This is a genomic window from Pseudomonas sp. NPDC089752, from assembly GCF_044748725.1.
In the GTDB taxonomy this organism is placed as follows: Bacteria; Pseudomonadota; Gammaproteobacteria; order Pseudomonadales; family Pseudomonadaceae; genus Aquipseudomonas.
This window is the reverse complement of record NZ_JBIVGP010000012.1, coordinates 1-23,412: the sequence shown is the minus strand read 5'-3', so window position 1 is coordinate 23,412 and position 23,412 is coordinate 1. Positions and strand designations below refer to the sequence as shown.

Below are 23,412 nucleotides of genomic sequence, written 5' to 3'. Positions count from 1 at the left end.
TCAACCCGACCCTGGGGCGGTTTCACGTCCCTGTGAAGCCTGCGGTCAGTCGATGCGTTTGGCGGACTTGATGAACACCGGGTCGGCCGGCACATCGCGCATGCCTTTCTTGACGGTGGTGGGCGAATTGACGATCTGGTCGACCACTTCCATACCCTTGGTCACCTTGCCGAATACCGCATAGCCACGGTCGCGGCCGGGGTTGAGGAAATCGTTGTCGGCGACGTTGATGAAGAACTGGCTGGTGGCCGAGTTCGGGTCGGAGGTGCGCGCCATCGACAATGTGCCGCGGGTGTTCTGCAGGCCATTACTGGCTTCGTTGCGGATCGGGTCCTCGGTCGGCTTTTGCACCATCTGCTCGGTGAAGCCGCCGCCCTGGACCATGAAGCCCGGGATCACGCGGTGGAAGATCGTATTGTTGTAGAAACCGCTGTCGACGTACGCCAGGAAATTCTTGGTACTGATCGGCGCTTTTTCTGCATTGAGCTCGATTTCGACCTGACCGAAGCTGGTGTCCAGCAACACGTGAGGGGTCTTGTCGGAGGCCATGACGCTGGTGGCGAAGGCAACCGAACAGGCGGCGAGCAGGAGTTTTTTCAGCATGGGCTCAAAGATCCTTGAGAGGTGGAAGCGGCTGCGAGGAACTGCAACAGCGTCTGGTTGAAGACCTCGGGTTGATCGAGGGGTGTAGCGTGCCGGGAATCGTCGATGACTACCAGCCTTGCCTGGGGCATCAGGGCCACATAGCGCTGTTTAAGTTGTACCGGGGTGTAATCGTGGTCGGCGGCGATCACCAGCGTGGGACAGTGGATCTGCCCGATGCGTTCCTGCACGCCCCAGTCGACGATGGCATCGAAGCTCTTGAGGTAGGCGCGCTTGTCGTTGCGCGCCCAGCGCTCGGCCATCTTGCGGCGCAGGTCGGCCTGGCCGGGCTTGGGGAACAGGCGCTCGGCCAGGCCCTTGCCCACCGTTTCGACACTGAGGATACGCGCCAGGCCCCAGCGCTTGGCCCACCACACCCAGTCGCTGCGGGTGCGGCGCTTGACTTCAGGGGCGCTATTGACGATGCACAGACTGCGCAGCCATTGCGGATGATCGACGGCGAACTGAAAACCGACCATGCCGCCCATGGACAGGCCGACGAAGTGCACCGGTCCCGTCTGCAGGTGTTCCAGCAGGGCCAGCAGGTCGGCGCTGAAGGTGGCGATCTGGTAGCCGTCGCGCGGCTTGTCGGAGCGGCCGTGGCCGCGGATGTCCATCAGGATCACCCGGTAGTGGCGGCTCAGCTCCGGCACCTGCAGCTCCCAGTCCTGGCTGCTGGAACCCAGGCCGTGCAGCAGCACCAGGGGTTCGCCCTGGCCGTATTCCTGATAATGCAGCGAGCATCCTTCATGTTCGAAATAGGCCATGGGCGCGGTCCTCTCAGGCTTGTGGGGGGGCTGCGAAGGGCACGTCCAGGGGCGCAGTATCGAAATTGCGCAGCAGGTCGATGAGAATCTGCGTGGCCGGGCCCAGGGTCTTCTCTTTGCTCGAATAAAGGTAGAACAGTGGGTGACGGCTGCCACCCTGATCCAGCGGCAATGGCTTGAGCACGCCGTCGCGCAGCTCGCGTTCGATCATGTGCCGTGGCAGCCAGGCAAAGCCCAGGCCGCTGCTGACGAAGGTGGTGGCGGTGCCCAGGCTGCCGACGGTCCAGCGCTGCTCGGCGCCGAGCCAGCCGACATCGCGCGGCTGCGAGCGGCCAGAGTCGCGGATCACCACCTGCAACTGGCTTTCCAGGTCCTGGAAGGTGATGTCTCGGCCGAGCCGATGCAGGCTGTGCTCGGGGTGGGCGACGGCGACAAACTCCACCGCGCTCAGCTCGGTGCCCAGGTAGCCGCCGATGCTGTAGCTGCTGATGGCAAGGTCCGCAATGCCTTCGTGCATCACTTCCTCGACCCCGGACAACACCTCTTCACGCAGGCGCACCCGGCAACCGCGGCTCTGCGGCATGAACGCGGCCAGGGCACGTACCAGGCGGGCGCTGGGGTAGGCGGCATCGACCACCACGCGCACCTCGGCTTCCCAGCCTTGCTCCATGTGGTGGGCCAGGTCTTCGAGCTGGCTGGCCTGCTTGACCAGGTGCCGCGAGCGGCGCAGCAGCACGTTGCCAGCCTCGGTCAGCACCGCCTTGCGGCCATCGATGCGCAGCAGCGGCACGCCCAGTTGCTCCTGCATGCGCGCCACCGTGTAGCTGACCGACGACTGCGAGCGGTGCAGGGCTTCGGCGGCCTGGGCAAACCCACCGTGATCGACCACTGCCTGCAGGGTCCGCCACTGATCCAGGGTTACGCGCGGCGCTTTCATCTTTGGCTCCTGTTGTCCTAAGCTGCGCTCTTTCAAGGAGAGCGCCCCATGAAGAAATGTTGTGCGGCAATACTGATGTGCCTGCCCCTCGGGGCCATGGCTTACCCCATCGACGTGGAGAAGGAACTGGCCGGGGTCAAGCTGGACTACACCGCCTACGACACCGCCTACGACATCGGTGCCATCACCCTGAACAACTATGGGCAAGTGCCGGCGGCCTGCAAGGTGACTTTCCGCAATGGCCCCGAGGCGCCACGGGTGCGCCGGGTCAACGTACCGGCGGGCAAAAGCGTGGACGTGACGGCCAAATTCAACCGGCAGATCATCAAGCTGCGCATCGCGCTGGACTGCAATGCGCAATAAAACTGATTAATCGATAGATTGAACCCACTTTTTACGCTTTTTTATCGATAGGTCAAGCCTTAATCTCACCTCCATCGAATCGCACCCTATTTGCCGATGGAGGCACCCATGTCCCGCGTACTGATCATCGAAAGCAGCGCCCGCCAGCAGGATTCCGTTTCCCGTCAACTGACCCGTGACTTCATCGAGCAATGGCAAGCGGCGCATCCGGCTGACGCGATCACCGTGCGTGACCTGGCCGTGACCCCGGTACCGCACCTGGACGCCAATCTGCTCGGCGGCTGGATGAAGCCCGAAGATCAGCGCAGCGCCGCTGAACTGGACGCTCTGGCGCGTTCCAACGAATTGACCGATGAATTGCTCGCCGCCGACGTGCTGGTGATGGCTGCGCCGATGTACAACTTCACCATCCCCAGCACCCTCAAGGCCTGGCTGGACCACGTGCTGCGTGCCGGCATCACCTTCAAGTACACCCCGACCGGCCCGCAAGGCCTGCTGACCGGCAAGCGCGCTGTCGTTCTGACTGCTCGCGGTGGTATCCACGCCGGCGCCACCAGTGATCACCAGGAGCCGTACCTGCGTCAGGTGATGGGGTTCATCGGCATCCATGATGTGAACTTCATTCATGCCGAAGGCTTGAACATGAGCGGGGATTTCTTTGAGAAAGGCATCAATCAAGCCAAGGCCAAGCTGGCGGCGGTGGCCTGAGCTTCAACGCATTCCCAACCCTGACACCTTGTTTTGCTCCTTTGGGTGTACCTGCCCGGCCTCGATGGTCGGGCTTTTTTTATGTGTTGGGGTGCTAGTCACAAGATCTTTTGTGCCTGGGAGATCGAGCGCCGCCCGCGCGGCGCATCGCGAGCAACGCTCGCTCCTACGTTTGTTTCGGGCCAGTTATGCCTGTGGGATTTGCGCGCGAACGCCTTGGCGCTTGACGCGATATCGAGTCGTACCAGCAAGGCGGTCGCGCGCGCCTGGTACTGGCGATATTGGCCCGAAACAAACGTAGGAGCGAGCGTTGCTCGCGATGCGCCGCGCGGGCGGCGCTCGATCTCAAGAGCGCTGCAGCTGTCATGGCTAGCCCTAGAAACTCACCGAAGCCGACAATCGCGCCGTCCGCGGCGCCCCCTGGAACAAGTAATTATCCCCCAGATAATCCCCCACATCCCGCCAATAGCGCTTGTCGAACACATTATCCACAGTCAACCGCAGCACCGTGTCATACCCCCCAATCCGCGTGCGATACCGGCTGCCAACATCAAACACGGTATACCCGCCGACTTCGACATTCCCGCCCTGGCTCGCATATTTGCTGGCGCTATACCGAGCCCCGCCAAGCAATGCCAGGCCCGGAACCGGCAAGCTGTAATCGGCCTGCAAAGCTGCACGCAGACGCGGCACGTTGATGGCCTGATGGTCCTCATAAGCCTCGGTGCCACTGTTCTCGACCCGTGCGCGAATCGCCGCGGCACTGGCCTGAATCTGCAGCTTCGACGTCACCCAGCCGCTGGCACCGAGTTCCAGGCCAATGTTCTTCTGCTGCCCCTGCTGCACGTAGGTGAAGCTGCCATCCTCTTGCGGGCGGGCGTACTGGTAGGCCTGGCGGATCTGAAACAGCGCGGCGCTGAAGCTCATGCCTTGCCAGTCGCGCTTGATGCCGAGCTCCAGTTGGTGCGACACGGTAGGGGCGAGGATCTCGGCCGCATTGCTGGCAAACCACGGGGCGGTGCCACCGCTCGAAAGTCCTTTGGCGTAGCTGGCATACAGCGTGGTGTCCGGGCGCGGTTTGTAGATCAGCGCGGCATTGGGCAGCAGCTGGTATTGCCGGGTATGGCGCCCGGCCACGCCGTTTTCGTCCCAGGTCTTTTCGTCCAGGCGCACTTCACGCGCGCCGAGCACGGTCTGCCATTGCTCGTTGAAGCTGATGCGGTCACTGACGAACACGCCGTACTGGCGGCTGTCCAGACGCCGCTCGCTGGCCCCGACGGGCCGGTCCGAGGGTTCCACGGCAGGCGCGCCGGTGTAGATATTGCCGCTGCCGACCAGCTCGTTGTAGTAGGGGCGTTGATCCAGCGTGCGACGTTGCGCGCTGGTGCCCACGGTCAGCTCATGACCCACGCCGAGCGCAGCGAAGTTGCCGTTGAGCACGGCCTGGGCTTCGTCGGTGCGGCGGGTGTCGTCGGGGCTGCGGAAGTCGTAGATGTCGTAATCGCCTTCCGGGCTGAAGTGCGACTGCCAGCCACCTTCGCTGCCCCAGGCGAACGCGCTGTAGTCATCGATCACCACCTTGCTGCGCGAGGCGCTCAGGGTGCCGCTCCAGGCATCGTTGAAGCGGTACTGGAAGCGCCCGCCGAGGTTCAGCGAATCGTTCTGCACAGGTTTGGCCCAGTGCTGGTAGGCCAGGCGGTCATCCGGGTCGATGCCGTGTGGCACTTCGCTGCCGCCGAGCAGCTGGTAGCCCGGCACGGAGCGTTGCTCGCGGTGCTGGTACTCGGCATCCAGCTGCAGGGTGGCGTCGGGGCTGATCTGCCAGTCGAAGGCCAGCGAGGCGAAGTCACGCTTGCCGTCGGCGTGGTCGACGTACGAGCGGATGTCCTCATGGGCGAGGTTGGCGCGCAGGCCGAACTGCCGCTCGCTGCCGAACCAGCCGCCCAGGTCGGTGGCCAGGTAACGCTCGCCGTGCTCGTTGGTGGAGACCGTGACGCTGCGCACATCTTCGGCACGCTTGGTCACGTAGTTGATCAGGCCGCCGGGCTCCGAGACACCACTCTGCAGGCCGGACAGGCCCTTGAGCAGCTCGACCTGCTGTTTGTTTTCCAGCGCCACGTTCTGCTCGCCGGCGATGCTCTGGCCGTTGATGCGGTAGCTGCTGGCGGCGTTCAGCTCGAAGCCGCGGACGTTGAAGTTTTCGTAGTAGCCGATCGGGGCATAGCTCTCGCCGACCGAGGCGTCGCTTTGCAGCACCTCGCTGAGCTTGCGCACCTGGCGGTCTTCGATCAGTTGCTGGCTGAACACGTTGACCGAGGCTGGGGTGTCGAGCAGGGGGGCGGGTTGGAAACCGCCCACTGCGGCCTCTCGCGCTTGATAGCCATCGGTGCCGTAGGTGTCGGAGACCTGCACCGGGGCGAGTGTCACGCTGTCTTCAGCCAATCCGTGAGGGCTGTGCAGGGCCAGGCCCAGGCTGAGCAGGCTCAGGGGCAGGCGAGGGCGGAGCGAGGGCATGCAGGGGTCCTTGAGCGGCAGCGAATGCACCGGCGCCTTCGCGGGGCAAGCCCGCTCCCACAGGTACACCACCGAACCTGATAGCAGTGATATACCTGTGGGAGCGGGCTTGCCCCGCGAAGAGGCCAGTGCAGACAAAAGGCCGCTATGTTATCAGGCGTGATCCCCTGAGCGCCGCTGAAAACTTCAGTCAGTAGTTGCCGGACGCCGATGCTGACGCCAGCTGTCGTCGATCTTCGACCAAGTCTTGCCGTCGGTAATGGCCAGCAGTTTGCGCCCGTCCTTGAATGTCGCCAGAAACGTGGCTTCTTCTTCCTTGCCACCAAGCCAAAGCCCGGCAATCAGGCCCACCGGGCCTGCCACCAGGGCACCGGCCACACCCCAGCCAAGTGCTGAACTCAGGCTGCGGCTGGATTCAAGGCTGGCCAGTTGCAAGTCAGTAATGCGGGTAAGCGAGATGCGCTCGCCAGGCGAGGGGCTGCGCGGGGTCTTGAGTGTGAGCGATCCATTGCGAAACTCGCCTTCACCTTGCAAGAAGTCGCCGGATTGCACCGTGAGTCTTGTCATTGAATGATCCTTCAGGGATAGGGCATCGACCAGCGCCTACTGAGCGCCCCATTAGCGGGCAAGTCAACGAGCAGGCGACGGAGGGTCATGTGGTGCTTCGTCGCACTTTGCCAGTATGTCGCTTTTTCATAATCAAACTTCCATTTATTGAATAAAACTTGTCGGTCATTCTTCGTGTGGCGGGTTTTGTTTTAGTTCTCATCCGTTTGCGCAAACAATAAAACCGCGTGCGTTTTTCGTTTTCGAATAAAAGTTTTCAAAAGTGCTGGACACGATGTTTCGACATATGTCAGTTTTTTTACGCCTCATAAAGGCGAGTGACAGGATGCTCTCGCCAAGGTGGAGAATCCTGTCGGACATCTACTGCTTTTTTGTAAACAAGGAAGTGTCTGTATGTCGAAAGTCAAAGCAAGCGCCATTGTTTCTGCGGGTGCCGCCGTGCAGCCGCAAGGGCCCAGCAGCGCATTCGGGCTGATCAATGGTTTTGGCCATCAGTACGATCGCGGTGGCGCGAACGTCAATGGCAAACCCTCGTTCACCGTCGACCAGGCGGCCATCCAACTGCTGCGCGATGGCGCCGCCTGGCAGGATGTGAACAAGGACGGCACCATCAGCCTCAGCTACACCTTCCTCAACCGCGCACCGTCGGACTTCTACAGCCGTGACCTGGGCAGCTTCAGCGCCTTCTCGGCGCAGCAGAAAGCCCAGGCCAAGCTGGCCATGCAGTCGTGGGCGGATGTGGCCAAAGTGACTTTCACCGAGGCCGCTTCGGGAGGCGACGGTCACATGACCTTCGGCAACTACAGCGACGGCAGCAGCGGTGGCGCGGCCTTCGCCTACCTGCCGTTCAACCAGCCGGGTTCGCACAAGGGCGAGTCCTGGTACCTGATCAGCCGCGACTACCAGGTCAACGTCAACCCCGACACCGGCAACTACGGGCGCCAGACCCTCACCCACGAGATCGGCCACGTACTCGGGCTGTCCCACCCCGGCGACTACAACGCCGGCGAGGGTTACCCGACCTACAAGGACGCCTCGTACGCCCAGGACACCCGCGGCTACAGCGTCATGAGCTACTGGAGCGAGAGCAACACCGGGCAGAACTTCATCAAGGCGGGCGGCCAGTACTATGCCTCGGCGCCGTTGATGGACGACATCGCGGCGATCCAGAAGCTCTACGGGGCCAACTACGCGACCCGTTCGGGCGATACCGTGTACGGCTTCAACTCAAGCGCTGACCGCGACTTCTACTCGGCCACCTCGGCCTCGTCGAAAGTGGTGTTCGCCGTGTGGGACGGGGGCGGTAACGATACTCTGGACTTCTCCGGGTTCACCCAGAACCAGAAGATCAACCTCAACGAAGCCTCGTTCTCCGACGTCGGTGGCATGGTCGGCAACGTGTCCATCGCCAAGGGCGTGACGGTCGAGAACGCCTTTGGTGGGGCCGGCAACGACCTGCTGATCGGCAATGGCGTGGCCAACGTGCTCAAGGGCGGTGCCGGCAACGACATCATCTACGGCGCGGGCGGCGGCGACCAGCTGTGGGGCGGCGCTGGCGCGGACACCTTCGTGTTCGCGGCGGTCAGCGACTCCACGCGGGCGGCGCCAGACCGGATCATGGATTTCACCTCCGGTCAGGACAAGATCGACCTGTCGGCGATTGCCGCGCTCGCCGTGGACAAGCTGCCGCTGCAGTTCGTCAACGCCTTTACCGGCCATGCCGGCGAGGCGCTGCTGAGCTACGACCAGGCGACTCACCTGGGCAGCCTGGCCATCGACTTCACGGGCAACAGCCTGGCTGATTTCCTGGTGACCACCGTTGGCCAGGCCGCTGTCACCGACATCGTGGTCTGATGCACAAGGGGCGGCGCTCACGCGTCGCCCTTCTGGCTGGCGAGGTCGAGGCATGCGAAGGTTCGAGCGAATGATCGCGCTGGGCGCGATCCCGTTGATGGTGATCACCGAGGTCTGTATGGCGAGCAGTCTGCTTCTCCCCAATGCCGCGCAACTGGCCGGTCGTTGGCAACTTTATTCTGACCTGCAACCGGCGTCGGTTTGCGCGCTGCATCTGGGTGCCAGCGCAGGCGAACTGAATGGCGATCTGGCGTGCGCCGAACGCCTGTTGGGCCTGCGCCCCGGTACTTGGCTGGTGACGCCGGACACCCTGGCGCTGGTCGGTGCCGACGGCAGCCAGGCCGTGCATTTCAGCCGCCACGGGGCCGGGCACTACGCCGGTACCAGCGCAGACGGCACACACCTGGTGCTCGAACGCCAGGACCCATAACCCCGGCCTGGAACTTCACGCAAGTTCCAGGTGAACAAGGGTCAATCATGAAACTACCGAGCAAACAGCCCGGGGCGCCTTTGTGGGCGGCACTCGGCGATTACAAGTCAACGCTGGTCAGTGTTGGCTGTTTCACGGCACTGATCAACCTGCTCATGCTGGTGCCTTCCATTTATATGCTGCAAGTGTACGACCGTGTACTGAGCTCGCAGAGTATTACAACTTTGTGGTTATTGACCCTGATGGTGGTCGGCTTCTTCATCTATATCGGTGCGCTGGAAGCGGTGCGCAGTTTTATTGTTATTCGCGTGGGCAATCAGTTGGAGAAAAGTTTCAACCTGCAGGTTTACCGCGCCGCCTTCGAGCGCAACTTGCGCCAGCGTGATGGCGCTGCGGGCCAGGCCTTGAATGACCTCGCGCAATTGCGCCAATTCGTTACCGGGCCGGCACTGTTCGCGTTTTTCGACGCGCCCTGGTTTCCGATCTACCTGGCGGTTATTTTCATCTTCAACCCCTGGCTGGGGCTGATGGCCAGCGGCGGTGCCGTGTTGCTGATCGCCCTGGCCGCGCTCAACGAACGCCTGACCCACGCCACCCTGGCCGAGGCCAGCGCTGTGCAGCAGCAATCGACGCTATTGGCCGGCAGTCAGTTGCAGAGTGCCGAGAGCATCCAGGCCATGGGCATGCTCGCAGCGCTGCGCCGACGCTGGTTCGCCCAGCATGGGCGTTTCCTCGACCTGCAGAACCAGGCCAGCGACACCACGGCGGTGATCAGCGCCACCAGCAAGGGCCTGCGCCTCTGCCTGCAATCGTTGGTCCTGGGGCTCGGCGCCTTGCTGGTGATCGACGGGCAGATGACCCCCGGGATGATGATCGCCGGTTCCATCCTCATGGGCCGGGTGCTGGCGCCGATCGACCAGTTGCTCGCCGTGTGGAAGCAGTGGAGCGGGGCAAAGCTGGCCTACCTGCGCCTGGACGGCCTGTTGCGCGCACACCCGGAGCCGCCCGCGCCGATGCCGTTGCCGGTGCCCAAGGGGCAACTGGCTGTAGAGCAGATCAGTGCAGGGCCGCCTGGGCGCGAGCTGGTCACCTTGCAACAGGTCGACTTCACCTTGGCCGCCGGTGAACTGTTGGGGGTGCTGGGGGCATCAGGGTCGGGCAAGTCGACGCTGGCCAAGCTGCTGGTGGGCGTTTGGCCGGCCCGCAGTGGCCATATCCGGCTCGATGGCGCCGAACTCGCCCAGTGGGATCGCGAGGCGCTTGGCCCGCATATCGGCTACCTGCCCCAGGGCATCGAACTGTTGCGCGGCAGCATCGCAGAAAACATCGCCCGTTTTGGCGACCTCGATGGCCAGCAGGTGGTCGAGGCGGCGCGCCTGGCCGGTGTCCACGAACTGATTTTGCGGCTGCCTCAAGGCTACGACACACGCCTGGGTGAGGCGGGTGTCGACCTGTCCGGCGGCCAGAAGCAACGCATCGCCCTGGCCCGTGCGCTATACGGCAACCCTTGCCTGATCGTGCTGGACGAACCCAACTCCAACCTCGATAGCCACGGCGAGACCGCGCTGGCCAACGCCCTGGCCCAACTCAAGGCCCTGGGCCGTACCGTGGTGCTGGTGACCCATCGCAGCGCCGCGCTGGCCCAGGCCGACAAGTTGCTGGTGCTGCACGAGGGGCGCATGCAAGGTTTCGGCCCCGCTCGCGACATCCTCCACGCCATGGGCCAGGCCCCGGCGCCGCGCCCATTGCAGGCCGGAGGTGGCGCATGAGCCGGCAGCAACGCGATGCGCGCTTCCACGTTCGCCTGGGCTGGCTGCTGACGTTGTTCGGTTTTGGCGGCTTCATGGCCTGGGCCAGCCTGGCGCCGCTCGACCAGGGCGTGCCAGTGCAGGGCACGGTGGTGGTGTCGGGCAAGCGCAAGGCGGTGCAGTCCATGGCCGGGGGTGTGGTCAGCCGGATTCTGGTCCGTGAGGGGCAGCAGGTTCATCAGGGTGAGCCGCTGTTCCGGCTCGATCCCACCCAGGCGCAGGCTGATGTCGAGGCGTTGCAGGCCCAGTACCGCATGGCGCGCGCCAGCCTGGCACGCTGGCAGGGTGAGCGCGACAACCTGAGCCAGGTGGCGTTTCCGGCTGACTTGCTGGCCAATGACGATGCCGGGCTCGGTCTGATCCTGGAAAGTCAGCGTCAACTGTTCGACAGCCGTCGCCAGGCCCAGGCCCGCGAGCAGGGCGCGTTGGCGGCCAGTATCGAGGGCTCACAGGGCCAGCTGGCCGGTATGCGCCGGGCCCGTGGCGACCTGCAAGCCCAGGCAGGCTCGCTGCGTGAGCAACTGGACAACCTGCGGCCACTGGCCGGCGACGGCTACATCCCGCGCAACCGCGTGCTGGAGTACCAGCGCCAGTTGTCCCAGGTGCAACGCGACCTGGCGCAGAACGCCGGTGACAGCGCACGCCTGGAGCAGGTGATCGTCGAAGCCCGGCTCAACCTGCAGCAGCGCCGTGAGGAATACCAGAAAGAGGTGCGCAGCCAGCTGGCCGAAGCCCAGGTCAAGGCCGCGACCCTGGAGCAGCAGATGAACGCTGCGCGCTTTGCCTTGCAGCACAGCGAGATCCTCGCGCCAGCCGACGGTATCGCCGTCAACCTCGGCGTGCACACCGAAGGCGCGGTGGTGAGGGCTGGCGATACCCTGCTGGAAGTCGTCCCCCAGGGCGCCGCGCTGGAAGTGGAAGGGCGCCTGCCGGTGAATCTGATAGACAAGGTTGCCCTGCAGTTGCCGGTGGACATCCTGTTCACCGCCTTCAACCAGAACCGCACGCCTCGGGTCAGCGGGGAAGTGACGCTGTTGTCGGCCGACCAGTTGATCGACGAGCGTAGTGGCCAGCCTTACTACGTGCTGCGCAGCACGGTCAGTGCCGAGGCCTTGGCACGCCTGGAGGGGCTGACCATCCGCCCGGGGATGCCGGCCGAGCTGTTTGTGCGTACCGGCGAGCGCTCACTGCTCAACTACCTGTTCAAGCCGCTGCTCGACCGCGCAGGCACTGCCCTGACCGAACAATAAGGACCGCGCTGTGAAGAACTTTCCGTTGATCGGGCTGCTGGCTGCCTGCGCCTGGCTGCCCGGCGTTGCCCTGGCAGCCATGGGGCCGTGGCAGATTTACGAGCAGGCCCTGCGCCGCGACCCGACCTACCTGGCCGCCTTCAAGGCCCGCGAGGCCGGCCAGGAATATCGCGCCATCGGCCGCGCCGGGCTGCTGCCGAGCCTGTCTTACAACTACAACAAAGGCCGCAACGACTCCGAGGTGAAGTACCTGGGGGATTCGCGCCGTCAGCAAGAGCACCGCCACTACGACAGCATGGGTTCGAGCTTCATCCTCCAGCAGCCGCTGTTCGACTACCAAGCCTATGCGGCCTACCGCAAGGGCGTCGCCCAGGCGCTGTTCGCCGACGAGACGTTCCGCGACCAGAGCCAGCAGTTGCTGGTGCGGGTGATGAGCAGCTACACCCAGGCGCTGTTCGCTGAAGACCAGATCACCATCAGCGTCGCCAGCAAGCGCGCCTACCGCCAGCAGTTCCAGCAGAACCGACGGTTGTTCGATGCGGGCGAAGGCACGCGCACGGATGTGCTCGAAGCCCAGGCGCGCTTCGAGCTGGCCGATGCCGAGGAAATCCAGGCCCGCAACGATCAGGACGCCGCCTTGCGTGAGTTGGGCGCGCTGATCGGCGAACCGGCGGTGCGCGTCGAGGACCTGGCGCCGTTGCGTGCCGGCTTTGCCTTGCCCAGCGTCGAGCCCAGCGGCTATGACGCCTGGCAGGCGCGGGCCCTGGCCAGCAATCCGCAGTTGGGGTCTTCGCGTCAGGCCTTGGAAGTGGCGCGTTTCGAGGTGGAACGCAACCGCGCCGGGCACCTGCCCAAGGTCACGGCCTTCGCCACTTCGCGGCGTCAGGAGTCCGACAGCGGCAATACCTACAACCAGCGCTACGCCACCAACACCGTGGGCATCGAAGTCAGTGTGCCGTTGTTCGCCGGCGGCGGCGTGTCGGCGTCGACCCGCCAGGCCAGCCGCCACATGGAGCAAGCCGAATACGAGCTGGATGGGCAGACCCGCGGCGCGTTGATCGAGCTGCGCAAGCACTACAACGCCTGCCAGTCCGGCGCCAGTCGCCTGCGAGCCTACGCGCGGGCGTTGGCAGCGGCCGAGTCACTGGTGGTCTCGACCCGCAAGAGCGTGCAGGGGGGCGAGCGGGTCAACCTCGATGTGCTCAATGCCGAGCAGCAACTGGCCAGTACCCGACGCGACCTGGCCCAGGCGCGCTATGACTACCTGCTGGCGTGGATCAAGCTGCACTATCAGGCCGGTGTCCTGAGCGAAGATCAGCTGGCCCAGGTGGATGAGGCGTTTGCTGTTTACGCTGAGCCCAGCCCCACACCAGCAGTGCCAGGGTACCGATCGCCAGGCCCGCCGTGACGATACCCATCCAGCCATGGTGCTGGAACAGCTGGGTGCCGAGCAGCGAACCCAATGCGCCGCCGATGAAGTAGCAAGTGATGTAGCCAGCATTCAGCCGGGTTCGGGCTTCAGGGCGCAGGGCGATCACTGCATTCTGGTTGCTCACGTGCACCAGTTGCACGGCCAGGTCGAGCAGCAGTACGCCGGCCAGCAGCGCCAGCAGCGAGCTTTGCGCAAAACCCAGCGGCACCCACGACAGCAGCAGCGCCACCAAGCCCACGGTGGTGCCCAGCGAGCCCTTGCCGCGGTCGGCCAGGCGCCCGGCCCAGTTGGCCGACAGCGCACCGGCCGCACCCGCCAGGCCGAACAGGCCGATGATCGCGTCGGAATACTGGTAAGGCGGTTGCGCCAGCAGGAACGCCAGCGGTGTCCAGAACAGGGCGAACAGGCTGAACGACAGCAACCCCAGCAGCGAGCGCAGGCGCAGCACCGGCTCTTCGATGAACAGGCGGAACACCGAGCCGATCAGCGCCGGGTACTTGAGCCCGGCATGGCTGTGGTGTTGCGGCAGGCTGCGATACAGGGCGAAGGCGGTGATCGCCATCAGCACGGCGGCCAGCACGTAGATGCTGCGCCAGCCGCCCAGCTCGGCCATGAAGCCGGCGGCGGTGCGCGCCAGCAGGATGCCCAGCAGCAGGCCGCTCATCAAGGTGCCCACGGCGCGCCCGCGCTGGTGCGGCTCGCTCAGGCTCGCGGCCATCGGCACGAGGATCTGCGCCACCACCGAGAACAGGCCGGTGAGCGCGGTGCCGAGGATCAGCCACGGCAGGCTGGGGGCGCAGGCACTGATCACCAGGCCCAGGGTGGCGATCACCGACATGATCACGATCAGGCGGCGCTGCTCGAACAGGTCGCCCAGGGGCGCCAGCAACAGCAGGCCGGCGCCGTAGCTGAGCTGCGCGGCGATGACGATGCTGCCGGCGCTGGCAGTGCTCAGGCCGAACTGTTCGGCGATGCTGTGCAGCAGGGGTTGGGCGTAGTAATTGCTGGCCACGGCCAGGCCGGTGGCGGTGGCCATCAACAGGATCAGCGCGCGGCTGAGGGTTGGGGAGGTCATGGGGTTCTCGTGTTCAGAAAAAAGCGGGGGGCACGTGGCCCCCAGTCTATCAGGCGGCAAAGCCACCATCGGCGGTCAGGCTGGCGCCGGTGATGTAACCGGCCTCCGGCCCTGCCAGGTAGGCCACGAAGCTGGCGATTTCATCGACCTGGCCATAGCGCCCGATAGCCATCAGCGGGATCAGGCTGTCGGCGAATTCGCCGCTGGCCGGGTTCATGTCGGTGTCCACCGGCCCGGGCTGCACGTTGTTCACGGTAATGCCTTGCGGGCCAAGGTCGCGTGCCATGCCCTTGGTCAGGCCGACCAGGGCCGACTTGCTCATGGCATAGGGGGCACCGCCAGCAAACGGCATGCGCTCGGCATTGGTGCTGCCGATGTTGATGATCCGCCCGCCCTGGCCCATGTAGCGCGCTGCAGCCTGGCTGGCGACGAATACGCTGCGTACGTTGATGGCCAGGGTGCGGTCGAAGTCGGCGAGGTCGAAGTCCAGCAACGGCGCCACGGCCAGTACGCCGGCATTGTTGACCAGGATATCGAGGCGGCCGAAGGCTTTCACGGTGTCGTCGACTGCCAGTTGCACGGCGGCGGCATCGGCGCTGTCGGCGCGCAAGGCGAGGGCTTGGCCACCGGCTGCCTTGACTTCGTCGACCAGGGCGTTGGCGGGGCCTTCGGAACTGGCGTAGGTGAAGGCCACCTGTGCCCCCTCGCGCGCCAGACGGCGGACGATGGCGGCGCCAATGCCGCGGGAACCACCCTGGATCAGGGCCACTTTGCCTTCGAGAGTAAGTTGCTTGGACATGCTGATCTCCTGCTGGAAGCAAGGCCGAATACCTTGGATGGGCGCAGTATCGACCGATGATTACCTGCTGATAAGATGGTAATCGCTATCAGCAGAGTAAACCTTTGGTTGGTAATCATGGCCATGGAATCCTTCAACGCCCTTGAGTGTTTCATCCGCAGCGCCGAGGTCGGCAGTTTCGCCGAGGCGGCCCGCCGTCTGAGCCTGACCCCGGCGGCGGTGGGCAAGCATGTTGCCCAATTGGAAGCGCGCCTCGGCGTGCGGCTGTTCCAGCGTAGTACGCGCAAGCTGACCCTGACTGAAGCCGGGCAGCGTTTTCTCGGTGAGGTCAGCGACAGCTTTCGCACTATCCAGTACGCCGTGGCCAACCTGGCCAGCGCCGAGGGCCAGCCGGCCGGGTTGTTGCGGGTGAGCATGGGGACTGTCTTTGGGCGCTTGTACGTGCTGCCGTTGCTTGGCGAGTTCTTGCGTCGTTACCCGGCGATCACCCCGGATTGGCACTTCGACAACCGCCAGGTGGACCTGATCGGGCAGGGCTTCGATGCCGCGATTGGCGGTGGTTTCGAGCTGCCGCTGGGGGTGGTGGCGCGCAAGTTGACGGTGGCGCATCGGGTATTGGTGGCCGCGCCCGCGTACCTGCGAGAACACCCTGGCATCGACGACCCGCAAACGCTGCAGGGCCATGCCGGGATCCTGATTCGCTCACCGCAGACCGGCCGCGTGCGTTCCTGGCCGCTGACCAGCCGCTGGCAGGACCAGCAGCCCTTGCAGTTGCGCCAGGCGATGACCATGAGCGACTCGGATGCGGCCTGCGCGGTGGCCCAGCAGGGCTTGGGCATTGCCCTGGTCAGCCTGCCGTTTGCCGTGCCGTACCTGGAGGCAGGGCTGCTGCAGCGGGTGTTGCCGGACTGGTATGTGGACGATGGGCATATCAGCCTGTACTACGCCGAGCACAAGCTGCTGCCCGGCAAGACCCGGGCGTTCATCGATTTTGTTCAGGAGCAGTTCGCCGAGCAGGGCTTGGCGGGGCGGTTTGATGCGCTGGCCTAGGGGCGACTGTGCCGGCCCTTTCGCGGGGCAAGCCCGCTCCCACAGTTATCCCACAATATCAGGGGCTGCTGTGGGAGCGGGCTTGCCCCGCGAAAGGGCCGGTTCAGGCAACTTCAACAATGAAGAAAACCTGGGCACCCAAGTTCACTTCATCATCGACCTTCTTGCCCATAAGCTGTTGCCCCAACGGTGAGCGCGGGGTGATGACTGTCACCATCTCAGCCCCTTCGCCAATCTTCAACCCGGCCGCTTCCGGCCCGAGGAACAGCACGCGCTGCTCACCGTGCTCATCTTCTAGGGTCACCAGGCTACCAATCTGTATCCCCCGCGCCGGGTCATAATCACGCAGTGCCAGTTGCTGATAGATCACCAGTGCCTGACGAATCTCGGCCGTGCGCCTGGCCTGACCGGTGGCCAGGTACGAAGCTTCCAGGCCAAGCGTGTCGTACTTGTTCTCGGCGATGTTCTCTTCGGCGGTGGCGGTTTCGTAGGCGGTCTGGGCGGCGCGGCGCAGCACCTCCATGTCGGCTTCCAGGGCGGTGACGATACGCGTCAACAGGCTGGCCTTGTCCATCAGTAACAAAACTCCAGCACGTTGGCCTGGCTCTTGTCGGTCGGGGCCGTACGATTCTGCGACAGCCAGAACTGGCACTTGGGGCTGTTGAGGTTGCGCGGATTGCCTTGGGCAGCCTCAGCGGCTTGCTGCACCTCCTGCTTGTGCAGGATGTCCTTGTAGCGCTCGAACATTTCGCCCTGCGCATCCAGCGGCTGAACGGGCGGGGCTGCCGGGCGGGCGAGGGCAGGAGCGACGGCCTGAGCCACCGGCTGCACCTGCTCCGGCCACCAGCGCGCGGCCAGCCACAGGCTCAGGGCAATGGCCACGGCGCCGAGCCACAGGCCGAATGCCACGCACAGGATCAGTTGCAGTGGCTTGAGGGTGATCTTCAATTCACGTGGGCGGGGCATGGCGGCCTCCTGGCAGGGCGGGACGAGGCGCCATTGTCGCATGGCCTCGGGCGATCTTTCAGTATTAGCGCTTTTGTCGGCGACGATTTGAACGCAGAATTCGCCGATTTGCGCAGGGCGAGGGCAGGATCAATGAAAGTCACGTGGGACATCTTCTGCAGCGTCGTCGACAACTACGGCGATATTGGGGTGACCTGGCGGTTGGCCCGGCAGCTGGTCGCCGAGCACGATCTGGCGGTGCGCCTGTGGGTAGATGACCTGAATGCCTTCGTGCCCATGTGCCCGGGCGCCGACGCCAGCGTTGCGCAGCAATGGCACGAGGGCGTCGATGTGCGTGCCTGGCCTGCGCAGTGGCAGCCGGCGGAACCTGCCGATGTGGTGATTGGCGCGTTTGCCTGCCAGTTGCCCCTGCCATACGTCGAGGCAATGCGCGCGCGGGCCACGCCAGTGCTGTGGCTTAACCTCGACTACCTCAGCGCCGAGGACTGGGTAGAGGGTTGCCATGGGTTACCCTCACCGCAGTCGAACGGCCTGCGCAAAATATTCTTCTTCCCAGGCTTTACCGAAAGGACTGGCGGGCTGCTGCGCGAGGCCTCGCTGATGGCGCGACGCCAGGCCTTCGAACAGTCTGCCGAAGCACGCGCCGCGTTCCTGCAAGGCTTGGGGGTTAGAGTGCAAGCTGATGCGCAACTGATCTCGCTGTTCGCCTACGAAAACCCGCAGCTGGGCGCCTGGCTCGATGCCTTGGCCGCAGATAACTGCGCCACTCATCTGCTGGTGCCGCAAGGCCGCATTCTGGGCGATCTGGGCCAGTGGCTGGGCGAGCCGGGGGTCAAGGTCGGTGATGTGTTCCAGCGCAACGCGCTGACCGTGCAGATCCTGCCATTCGTCAGCCAGGATGATTACGACCGCTTGCTGTGGGCCTGTGATTTCAACGCGGTGCGCGGCGAAGATTCGTTCGTGCGCGCGCAGTGGGCCGGCCGGCCGATGCTGTGGCACATCTACGTGCAAGAAGAAAACGCCCATTGGGAAAAGCTCGAAGCGTTCCTCAGCCTTTATCGACAGGGCTTGTCGGACGGCGCCGGTGAAGCACTGGTGGCATTGTGGCGCGCCTGGAACATGAACCACGACCTGCGACAGGCGTGGCAAGGGGCCCGTAAACATTGGTCGGAACTGCAGCAGCATGCCCGTGATTGGGCAGCCCGGCAGGCCGCTCGGCCGGACCTTGCCAAGGCGCTGGTACAGTTTTACCGAAATTGGCTATGATATGCGGCCTCGATTTTTATAAATCCATCCAGATTCGGATACTTCGTAATGAAAACTGGTAAAGAACTGAAACCCGGTACCGTACTGCGGATCGACAACGACCCGTGGCTGGTCCAGAAAGCCGAATTCACCAAATCGGGTCGCAACAGCGCGATCATGAAGACCAAGCTGAAGAACCTGCTGACCGGCTACAAGACCGAAACCGTCTACGGTGCGGACGACAAGCTGGACGACGTGATCCTGGATCGCAAAGAAGCGACCCTGTCGTTCATCAGCGGTGACTCGTACACCTTCATGGACACCACCGACTACACCATGTACGAACTGAACGCCGAAGACATCGAAGCCGTTCTGCCGTACATCGAAGAAGGCATGGAAGACGTCTGCGAAGCCGTGTTCTTCGAAGGCCGCCTGGTATCGGTTGAACTGCCGACCACCATCAGCCGTCAGGTTGTCTACACCGAGAACGCTGCTCGTGGCGATACCTCGGGCAAGGTCATGAAGCCTGCCAAGCTGAAGAACGGTACCGAGATTTCGGTAGCCGACTTCATCCAGATCGACGAGTGGATCGACATCGACACTCGCGACAACAGCTTCAAGGGCCGTTCCAAGAAGTAATCCTTCTTGCGACGCGCAAAAAAAACCCGGCGATTGCCGGGTTTTTTTGTGCCTGGGTTCTTACACCGTTACATGCAACCGCACATCCACGTTGCCGCGAGTGGCATTGGAGTAAGGGCAAACCTTGTGCGCTTTCTCCACCAGCCCTTCGGCGTCAGCCTGGGCCAGGCCCGGCAGGTTGATGTGCAGGTCGATATCCAGGCCGAAACCACCTGGAATCTGACCGATGCCGACCTTGGCGGTGATCGAGGCGTCGGCAGGTAGTTGCATTTTCTCCTGGCCGGCGACGAATTTCAGTGCGCCGATGAAGCAGGCCGAGTAACCGGCGGCGAACATCTGCTCAGGGTTGGTACCGTCACCGCCCGCGCCGCCCAGTTCCTTGGGGGTGCTCAGCTTGACTTCCAGCTTGCCGTCGCTGGAGCGGGATTTGCCGTCGCGACCGCCGGTGGAGGTGGCTTCTGCGATGTACAGCGGAGTGACCTTTTGCATCTTGAGCCTCGCTAGTGTGCTGTGCGCCCCGCTTCGAGCAGGTGCGCCGGGTGGGTACGGGATTTAAATTAGCGCGCAATTAGTTTGTGCGCAAGATAAATTTTCACCGCTCGTCCGAACGGGCATCGCACAGCATAGCCGTCAGAGGTTTTTTTGCAGGTTCTCGCGTAACGCCAGCAGGTCGGCCTGCAGCTTCTGCAGGCTTTCCAGGCTGCGGCCGCTGGCCTTGAGGATGCACTGCGGCACGTCTTTGGCCTGTTGTTGCAGGGCGCGGCCCTTGTCGGTCAATTGCACCAGCACCACCCGTTCGTCCTCGCGGCTGCGGGTGCGCTTGAGCAGGCCTTCACTTTCCAGACGTTTGAGCAAAGGAGTCAGCGAGCCGGGGTCGGTGAGCAGGTGCTGGCTGATCTCGCCTACGGTCATGCCGTCCTGCTCCCATAGCACGAGCATGGCCAGGTATTGCGGATACGTCAGGCCCAATGCCTGGAGCAACGGTTTATAGACCTTTGTCATCAGCAACGAGGTGGAGTGCAGGGCGAAACAGACCTGGTTGTCCAGCAGCAGCTCGTCACAGGAAGCTTGGATGTCGGCGTTCATGCAGGTCCTTGAGAATGATCAATGTGGAAATCTAGCACGCTGAATGTTTGCGCGCTCATTGCCAGCGCAGTTCACTTCGCAGCGCCAGATCCCATGGTGGAATCGGGCTGAAGCGGCTCTTGAGGAATTCGAGCAGCAAGCGGCTGCGAGAGTTCGTTTCATGTGCCAAGCGGAGCGCATAAATACCGCTGGTTTCTGCAGCGGGCAGGCCCTCATCGCAAAACAGCGGCACCAGTTCGCCACGCAGCAGGTAGTCGCTGACGAGCCAGGTCGGCAGGTGGGCGATGCCCAGGCCGGCGAGGGCGCCGAACAACAGGGTTTCGGCATTGTTGGCGGCCATGCGCATGCGTGAGGGGCGATACAGGCGCTGTTGCCCGTCGACAGTGAAGCGCCAGGCGAAGGGTGGCGCCAGGCCATCCCAGTCGAGCCCGTCGTGTTCGGGCAGTTCGCTGGGGCAAGTGGGCACGCCACGGGCGGCCAGGTAGGCGGGGCTAGCGCAGGCGATGCGCACCATGTAGGCCAGCGGTGTGGCGACCAGGCGCGTGTCGGCCAGCGGCCCTGCGCGCAGCACCAGGTCGACCTCGCCCAGGTGGCTGCCATGCAGGTCGACGAAGCTGTCGATCAGCCGCAGGTGTACGTCCAGCCCCGGGTAGGCGACCAGGAAGTCGGCGATGGCCGGGGCCAGGTGACGGCGGCCGAAGGCGGCGGGTGCGTCGATGCGTATCAGTCCCTCCGGGGCGTTGCTCAGTGACACGGCCTCGGCGCGGGCCAGGCGCAATTCCTCGATGATGCGCCGGGCACGCTCGGCGAAGGCATTGCCAGCCGGCGTGGCCCGCACGGCATGGGTGCTGCGGGTGAACAGGTGGCTACCGACGGCGTTTTCCAGGTTGTCGATACGCCGCGCCACGGCAGAGGGGGTCAGGGGGTGCCGCCGAGCGGCAGCGGAAAAGCTGCCGGTCTCCAGCACATCGAGGAACAGGCTCAGTTGATCGGTGAGGATATCGGGGCTCATGAAAATTCCGCTTTTGCGAGAAACGCATAGCCATTGTGCGTTGCTGTGCGTTTCGCCGCCAGCCTGTAATCGTTAGCATGCTCGGATTCCAGAACACAGGCGGACGAGGCCCTGATGATCGAGTGGTTGTTGTATATCGGATTGGGCGCCGCCTTGGGCACCCTGGGCGGGTTGTTCGGCATCGGTGGCGGGTTGATCGCCATTCCTGCGCTGGGCGTGCTGTTCGGCCTTGACCAGCAGCTGGCCCAAGGCACGGCGCTGGTGATGGTGGTGCCGAACGTGCTGCTGGCGCTATGGCGCTACCATCAGCGCAATCGCATCGAGTTGCGCCACGCCTTGCCGCTGGCGGCCTGCAGTTTCCTGTTTGCCTGGCTCGGGTCGATCTGGGCGGTAGGTATCGATGCGCAGTCCATGCGTCTGGGCTTTGTCGGCTTCCTGGTAGCGCTGGCAGTGTGGAACGTGGCGCGAATGTTCCTCAAAGTTTCGCCGCCGAGTGCCGAACTGCGCTATCCCTGGCCGTGGCTGGGCGTGCTGGGCAGCTTTGCCGGGACCATGGGCGGCTTGTTCGGGGTAGGCGGTGCAGTGGTTGCCACGCCCATTCTGACCAGCGTGTTCGGTACCACCCAGGTGGTCGCGCAAGGCCTTTCGCTGGCGCTGGCGGCGCCGAGCACCACGGTGACCTTGCTGACTTACGGCGTGCACCACAGTGTCGACTGGAGCGTGGGCATTCCCATGGCGGTCGGTGGGCTGCTGAGCATCAGCTGGGGGGTGCGCTTGGCCCATGCGCTGCCGGAGAAAGCGCTGCGTGCGATGTTCTGCGTCTTCCTGGTGATCTGTGCACTGATGTTGGGCTTCGAGCTCTGAAACCCTACATGAACCCTTCGATGATGTAATCGGCCATGCAGTCGGTGATCGGCGACTGGCTCTGGCTGTTGCGCAACAGCATCACGTTAGCCATGGGTAGTTGCGGCAAGCCGTCCTGCTCGCCAAGGATGCGGATATTGCCGCCTATCAGGCTCTGCAACTGGGCCGTCACCGCCAGCCCGGCGGTGACGATGGCGAAGATCGCCGCCAGGCTGGGGCTGGTGTAGGCAATGCGGTAGTCGATGCCCTGGGCCTCCAGAGCATTGCAGGTCCAGGCGCGGCAGAAGCAATCGGTATTGAACAGCGCCAGCGGCATCGGCCGCTGTTCCTGCGGGCAGAAGCCTTCGGCGGCCGCCCACACAAGACGCTCCTGGCGCAGCAATTGGCCGATTTCATTGCCGGGTTCTCGGGTGACGATGGTCAGGTCAAGGTCCTGGCGCAGCATCAACTGCTTTGACGAATCGCAATGCACTTCGACCTGGATCAGCGGGTAAGCCTGGGCGAAGCTTGACAGGATGCGTGGCAGAAAGCGCATGGCATAGTCGTCCGGTGTGCCGATGCGCACCAACCCGACCATGTGCGGCATGCGCAGGGTGTTGAACACCTCGCCATGCAGCTTGAGGATGCGCCGGGCATAGCCAAGCAATACCTGTCCCTCGGCCGTCAGGCGCACCTGGCGGCCGTCGCGTTCGAACAGCTGGCGCTGCAGGATATCTTCCTCCAGGCGTTTCATCTGCATGCTCACCGCCGACTGGGTGCGGTTGACCACTTCGCCGGCACGGGTGAAGCCACCTTGCTCGGCGATGGCGACGAAGGTGCGCAGCACGTCGGCATCGAGGCTTTGATACTGGGACATTGCATCAATCTCCGAGATGCGTGGCATCAGAAACATTCGTTGGATTGATCTTAAGCCCGGCCTGACACTGAAGCCATCAACACGGAGGGCTTCACGATGAAAGGTCATGTCAGCAGCATCCAGCAACCTGCCTTTACCCTGAACCACCTGTGGCACGCGGTTAGCGACCGCCCGCTGCGCTGGTACGAGCTGTATCGCCAGCGTCGAGAGCTGGCCCGCCTCAGTGATGCGACTTTGCACGATCTGGGGTTGAGCCGGGCGGATATCCAGCAAGAGGCCGAGCGGCATTTCTGGGATGACCCGCTGCGCAAATGATGTCGAGCGCCGCATCCGCTCTTGCTCTTGCTCTTGCTCTTGCTCTTGCTCTTGCTCTTGCTCGGTTTTTGCTTCTAATGCGCGATAGTTCAGACGACGCAGATTGCGACTTCAGGAGGCCGAACGGAGGTCTTGCGGAGGGAGGTGACGGGCAGGAGCCCGTCAAGCGCCTCGGCCCATGGATGGGCCGTGGGCGCGGTCCTCCCGGGAGCAAGGCCGGAGTGAGGGAACCC

Annotated in this window: 24 protein-coding genes and 1 pseudogene; 12 read left to right on the top strand and 13 right to left on the bottom strand. The window is 63.8% G+C overall.

The features are described from left to right. Positions 1-45: 45 nt before the first annotated feature. From ACIPZF_RS19775 to ACIPZF_RS19765, 3 genes are read right to left on the bottom strand one after another with little or no spacing between them, the layout of a single operon-like run. The gene (locus tag ACIPZF_RS19775) at positions 46-603 is read right to left on the bottom strand and encodes a peptidylprolyl isomerase (protein WP_400802308.1); all 558 of its coding nucleotides are present in this window, start codon (positions 601-603) and stop codon (positions 46-48) included. Continuing rightward, on the bottom strand, positions 597-1,409 hold the full coding sequence (locus ACIPZF_RS19770; RefSeq protein WP_400802306.1) for an alpha/beta fold hydrolase: 813 nt from the start codon (positions 1,407-1,409) through the stop codon (positions 597-599). The genes ACIPZF_RS19775 and ACIPZF_RS19770 overlap by 7 nt, the downstream gene beginning before the upstream one ends. A gap of 13 nt (positions 1,410-1,422) precedes the next feature. Continuing rightward, on the bottom strand, positions 1,423-2,346 hold the full coding sequence (locus ACIPZF_RS19765; protein WP_400802305.1) for a LysR family transcriptional regulator: 924 nt from the start codon (positions 2,344-2,346) through the stop codon (positions 1,423-1,425). Positions 2,347-2,394: 48 nt separating this feature from the next. On the opposite strand from ACIPZF_RS19765, the gene ACIPZF_RS19760 reads away from it, so the two are divergent. Both ACIPZF_RS19760 and ACIPZF_RS19755 read left to right on the top strand, forming a co-directional pair. Continuing rightward, complete coding sequence (locus ACIPZF_RS19760) at positions 2,395-2,709, top strand: 3-phosphoglycerate kinase (protein ID WP_400802303.1); 315 nt, start codon at positions 2,395-2,397, stop codon at positions 2,707-2,709. A gap of 108 nt (positions 2,710-2,817) precedes the next feature. Beyond that, complete coding sequence (locus ACIPZF_RS19755; protein ID WP_400802301.1) at positions 2,818-3,417, top strand: FMN-dependent NADH-azoreductase; 600 nt, start codon at positions 2,818-2,820, stop codon at positions 3,415-3,417. A 375-nt stretch (positions 3,418-3,792) separates the two neighbouring features. Here ACIPZF_RS19755 and ACIPZF_RS19750 read toward each other — a convergent pair whose 3' ends face one another. Further along, positions 3,793-5,931 (bottom strand): TonB-dependent siderophore receptor, encoded by a 2,139-nt coding sequence (locus ACIPZF_RS19750; RefSeq protein WP_400802299.1) that lies wholly within the window; start codon positions 5,929-5,931, stop codon positions 3,793-3,795. Positions 5,932-6,117: 186 nt separating this feature from the next. Next, positions 6,118-6,498 (bottom strand): hypothetical protein, encoded by a 381-nt coding sequence (locus ACIPZF_RS19745; RefSeq protein WP_400802298.1) that lies wholly within the window; start codon positions 6,496-6,498, stop codon positions 6,118-6,120. 393 nt (positions 6,499-6,891) lie between these two features. Between ACIPZF_RS19745 and ACIPZF_RS19740 the strand changes: the two genes are divergently transcribed. The 5 genes and pseudogenes from ACIPZF_RS19740 to ACIPZF_RS19720 all read left to right on the top strand — a co-directional run. Further along, a complete protein-coding gene (locus ACIPZF_RS19740; protein ID WP_400802296.1) occupies positions 6,892-8,352 on the top strand; it encodes a serralysin family metalloprotease in 1,461 nt (486 codons plus the stop codon). Between the two features lie 70 nt (positions 8,353-8,422). After that, entirely contained in the window at positions 8,423-8,782 is a 360-nt protein-coding gene (locus ACIPZF_RS19735; protein WP_400802294.1) for an AprI/Inh family metalloprotease inhibitor, read from the top strand. A gap of 47 nt (positions 8,783-8,829) precedes the next feature. Further along, positions 8,830-10,551 (top strand): type I secretion system permease/ATPase, encoded by a 1,722-nt coding sequence (locus ACIPZF_RS19730; protein ID WP_400802292.1) that lies wholly within the window; start codon positions 8,830-8,832, stop codon positions 10,549-10,551. After that, the gene (locus tag ACIPZF_RS19725) at positions 10,548-11,840 is read left to right on the top strand and encodes an HlyD family type I secretion periplasmic adaptor subunit (protein ID WP_400802291.1); all 1,293 of its coding nucleotides are present in this window, start codon (positions 10,548-10,550) and stop codon (positions 11,838-11,840) included. The genes ACIPZF_RS19730 and ACIPZF_RS19725 overlap by 4 nt, the downstream gene beginning before the upstream one ends. A 10-nt stretch (positions 11,841-11,850) precedes the next feature. Further along, positions 11,851-13,182, top strand: a pseudogene (locus ACIPZF_RS19720) (TolC family outer membrane protein); the annotation flags it as partial. On the opposite strand, the gene ACIPZF_RS19715 reads toward ACIPZF_RS19720, so the two are convergent. Further along, entirely contained in the window at positions 13,118-14,347 is a 1,230-nt protein-coding gene (locus tag ACIPZF_RS19715; RefSeq protein WP_400802289.1) for an MFS transporter, read from the bottom strand. The pseudogene ACIPZF_RS19720 and the gene ACIPZF_RS19715 overlap by 65 nt on opposite strands. Positions 14,348-14,396: 49 nt before the next feature. Further along, positions 14,397-15,146 carry a 3-oxoacyl-ACP reductase family protein gene (locus ACIPZF_RS19710; protein WP_400802287.1) on the bottom strand — a complete coding sequence of 250 codons (750 nt, stop codon included), beginning with the start codon at positions 15,144-15,146 and terminating at the stop codon, positions 14,397-14,399. Positions 15,147-15,263: 117 nt separating this feature from the next. Here ACIPZF_RS19710 and ACIPZF_RS19705 point away from each other — a divergent pair, with 117 nt between their 5' ends. Further along, positions 15,264-16,196: a LysR family transcriptional regulator gene (locus tag ACIPZF_RS19705; RefSeq protein ID WP_400802286.1), complete on the top strand. Its 933-nt coding sequence runs from the start codon at positions 15,264-15,266 to the stop codon at positions 16,194-16,196. Positions 16,197-16,299: 103 nt separating this feature from the next. On the opposite strand, the gene ACIPZF_RS19700 is transcribed toward ACIPZF_RS19705, so the two are convergent. Together ACIPZF_RS19700 and ACIPZF_RS19695 are read right to left on the bottom strand one after the other, a co-directional pair. Beyond that, on the bottom strand, positions 16,300-16,770 hold the full coding sequence (locus tag ACIPZF_RS19700) for a GreA/GreB family elongation factor (RefSeq protein WP_400802284.1): 471 nt from the start codon (positions 16,768-16,770) through the stop codon (positions 16,300-16,302). Continuing rightward, complete coding sequence (locus ACIPZF_RS19695; RefSeq protein ID WP_400802282.1) at positions 16,770-17,162, bottom strand: hypothetical protein; 393 nt, start codon at positions 17,160-17,162, stop codon at positions 16,770-16,772. The genes ACIPZF_RS19700 and ACIPZF_RS19695 overlap by 1 nt, the downstream gene beginning before the upstream one ends. A gap of 132 nt (positions 17,163-17,294) precedes the next feature. Between ACIPZF_RS19695 and earP the strand changes: the two genes are divergently transcribed. Both earP and efp read left to right on the top strand, forming a co-directional pair. Further along, the gene (gene earP / locus ACIPZF_RS19690) at positions 17,295-18,428 is read left to right on the top strand and encodes an elongation factor P maturation arginine rhamnosyltransferase EarP (protein WP_400802280.1); all 1,134 of its coding nucleotides are present in this window, start codon (positions 17,295-17,297) and stop codon (positions 18,426-18,428) included. A gap of 48 nt (positions 18,429-18,476) precedes the next feature. Further along, positions 18,477-19,046: an elongation factor P gene (gene efp / locus ACIPZF_RS19685; protein WP_133210833.1), complete on the top strand. Its 570-nt coding sequence runs from the start codon at positions 18,477-18,479 to the stop codon at positions 19,044-19,046. A gap of 60 nt (positions 19,047-19,106) precedes the next feature. Here the strand turns inward: efp and ACIPZF_RS19680 are convergent, their stop codons facing one another. From ACIPZF_RS19680 to ACIPZF_RS19670, 3 genes are all read right to left on the bottom strand, one after another. Continuing rightward, positions 19,107-19,535 (bottom strand): organic hydroperoxide resistance protein, encoded by a 429-nt coding sequence (locus tag ACIPZF_RS19680; RefSeq protein ID WP_400802278.1) that lies wholly within the window; start codon positions 19,533-19,535, stop codon positions 19,107-19,109. Between the two features lie 141 nt (positions 19,536-19,676). Further along, the gene (locus ACIPZF_RS19675; RefSeq protein ID WP_400802277.1) at positions 19,677-20,132 is read right to left on the bottom strand and encodes a MarR family winged helix-turn-helix transcriptional regulator; all 456 of its coding nucleotides are present in this window, start codon (positions 20,130-20,132) and stop codon (positions 19,677-19,679) included. Positions 20,133-20,187: 55 nt separating this feature from the next. Continuing rightward, positions 20,188-21,144: a LysR family transcriptional regulator gene (locus tag ACIPZF_RS19670; protein ID WP_400802276.1), complete on the bottom strand. Its 957-nt coding sequence runs from the start codon at positions 21,142-21,144 to the stop codon at positions 20,188-20,190. 114 nt (positions 21,145-21,258) lie between these two features. On the opposite strand from ACIPZF_RS19670, the gene ACIPZF_RS19665 reads away from it, so the two are divergent. Beyond that, positions 21,259-22,008 carry a sulfite exporter TauE/SafE family protein gene (locus tag ACIPZF_RS19665; RefSeq protein WP_400802274.1) on the top strand — a complete coding sequence of 250 codons (750 nt, stop codon included), beginning with the start codon at positions 21,259-21,261 and terminating at the stop codon, positions 22,006-22,008. Between the two features lie 4 nt (positions 22,009-22,012). On the opposite strand, the gene ACIPZF_RS19660 is transcribed toward ACIPZF_RS19665, so the two are convergent. Then, the gene (locus ACIPZF_RS19660; RefSeq protein WP_400802272.1) at positions 22,013-22,864 is read right to left on the bottom strand and encodes a LysR substrate-binding domain-containing protein; all 852 of its coding nucleotides are present in this window, start codon (positions 22,862-22,864) and stop codon (positions 22,013-22,015) included. 96 nt (positions 22,865-22,960) lie between these two features. On the opposite strand from ACIPZF_RS19660, the gene ACIPZF_RS19655 reads away from it, so the two are divergent. Next, positions 22,961-23,179 carry a DUF1127 domain-containing protein gene (locus ACIPZF_RS19655; RefSeq protein WP_400802270.1) on the top strand — a complete coding sequence of 73 codons (219 nt, stop codon included), beginning with the start codon at positions 22,961-22,963 and terminating at the stop codon, positions 23,177-23,179. Positions 23,180-23,412 lie beyond the last annotated feature (233 nt).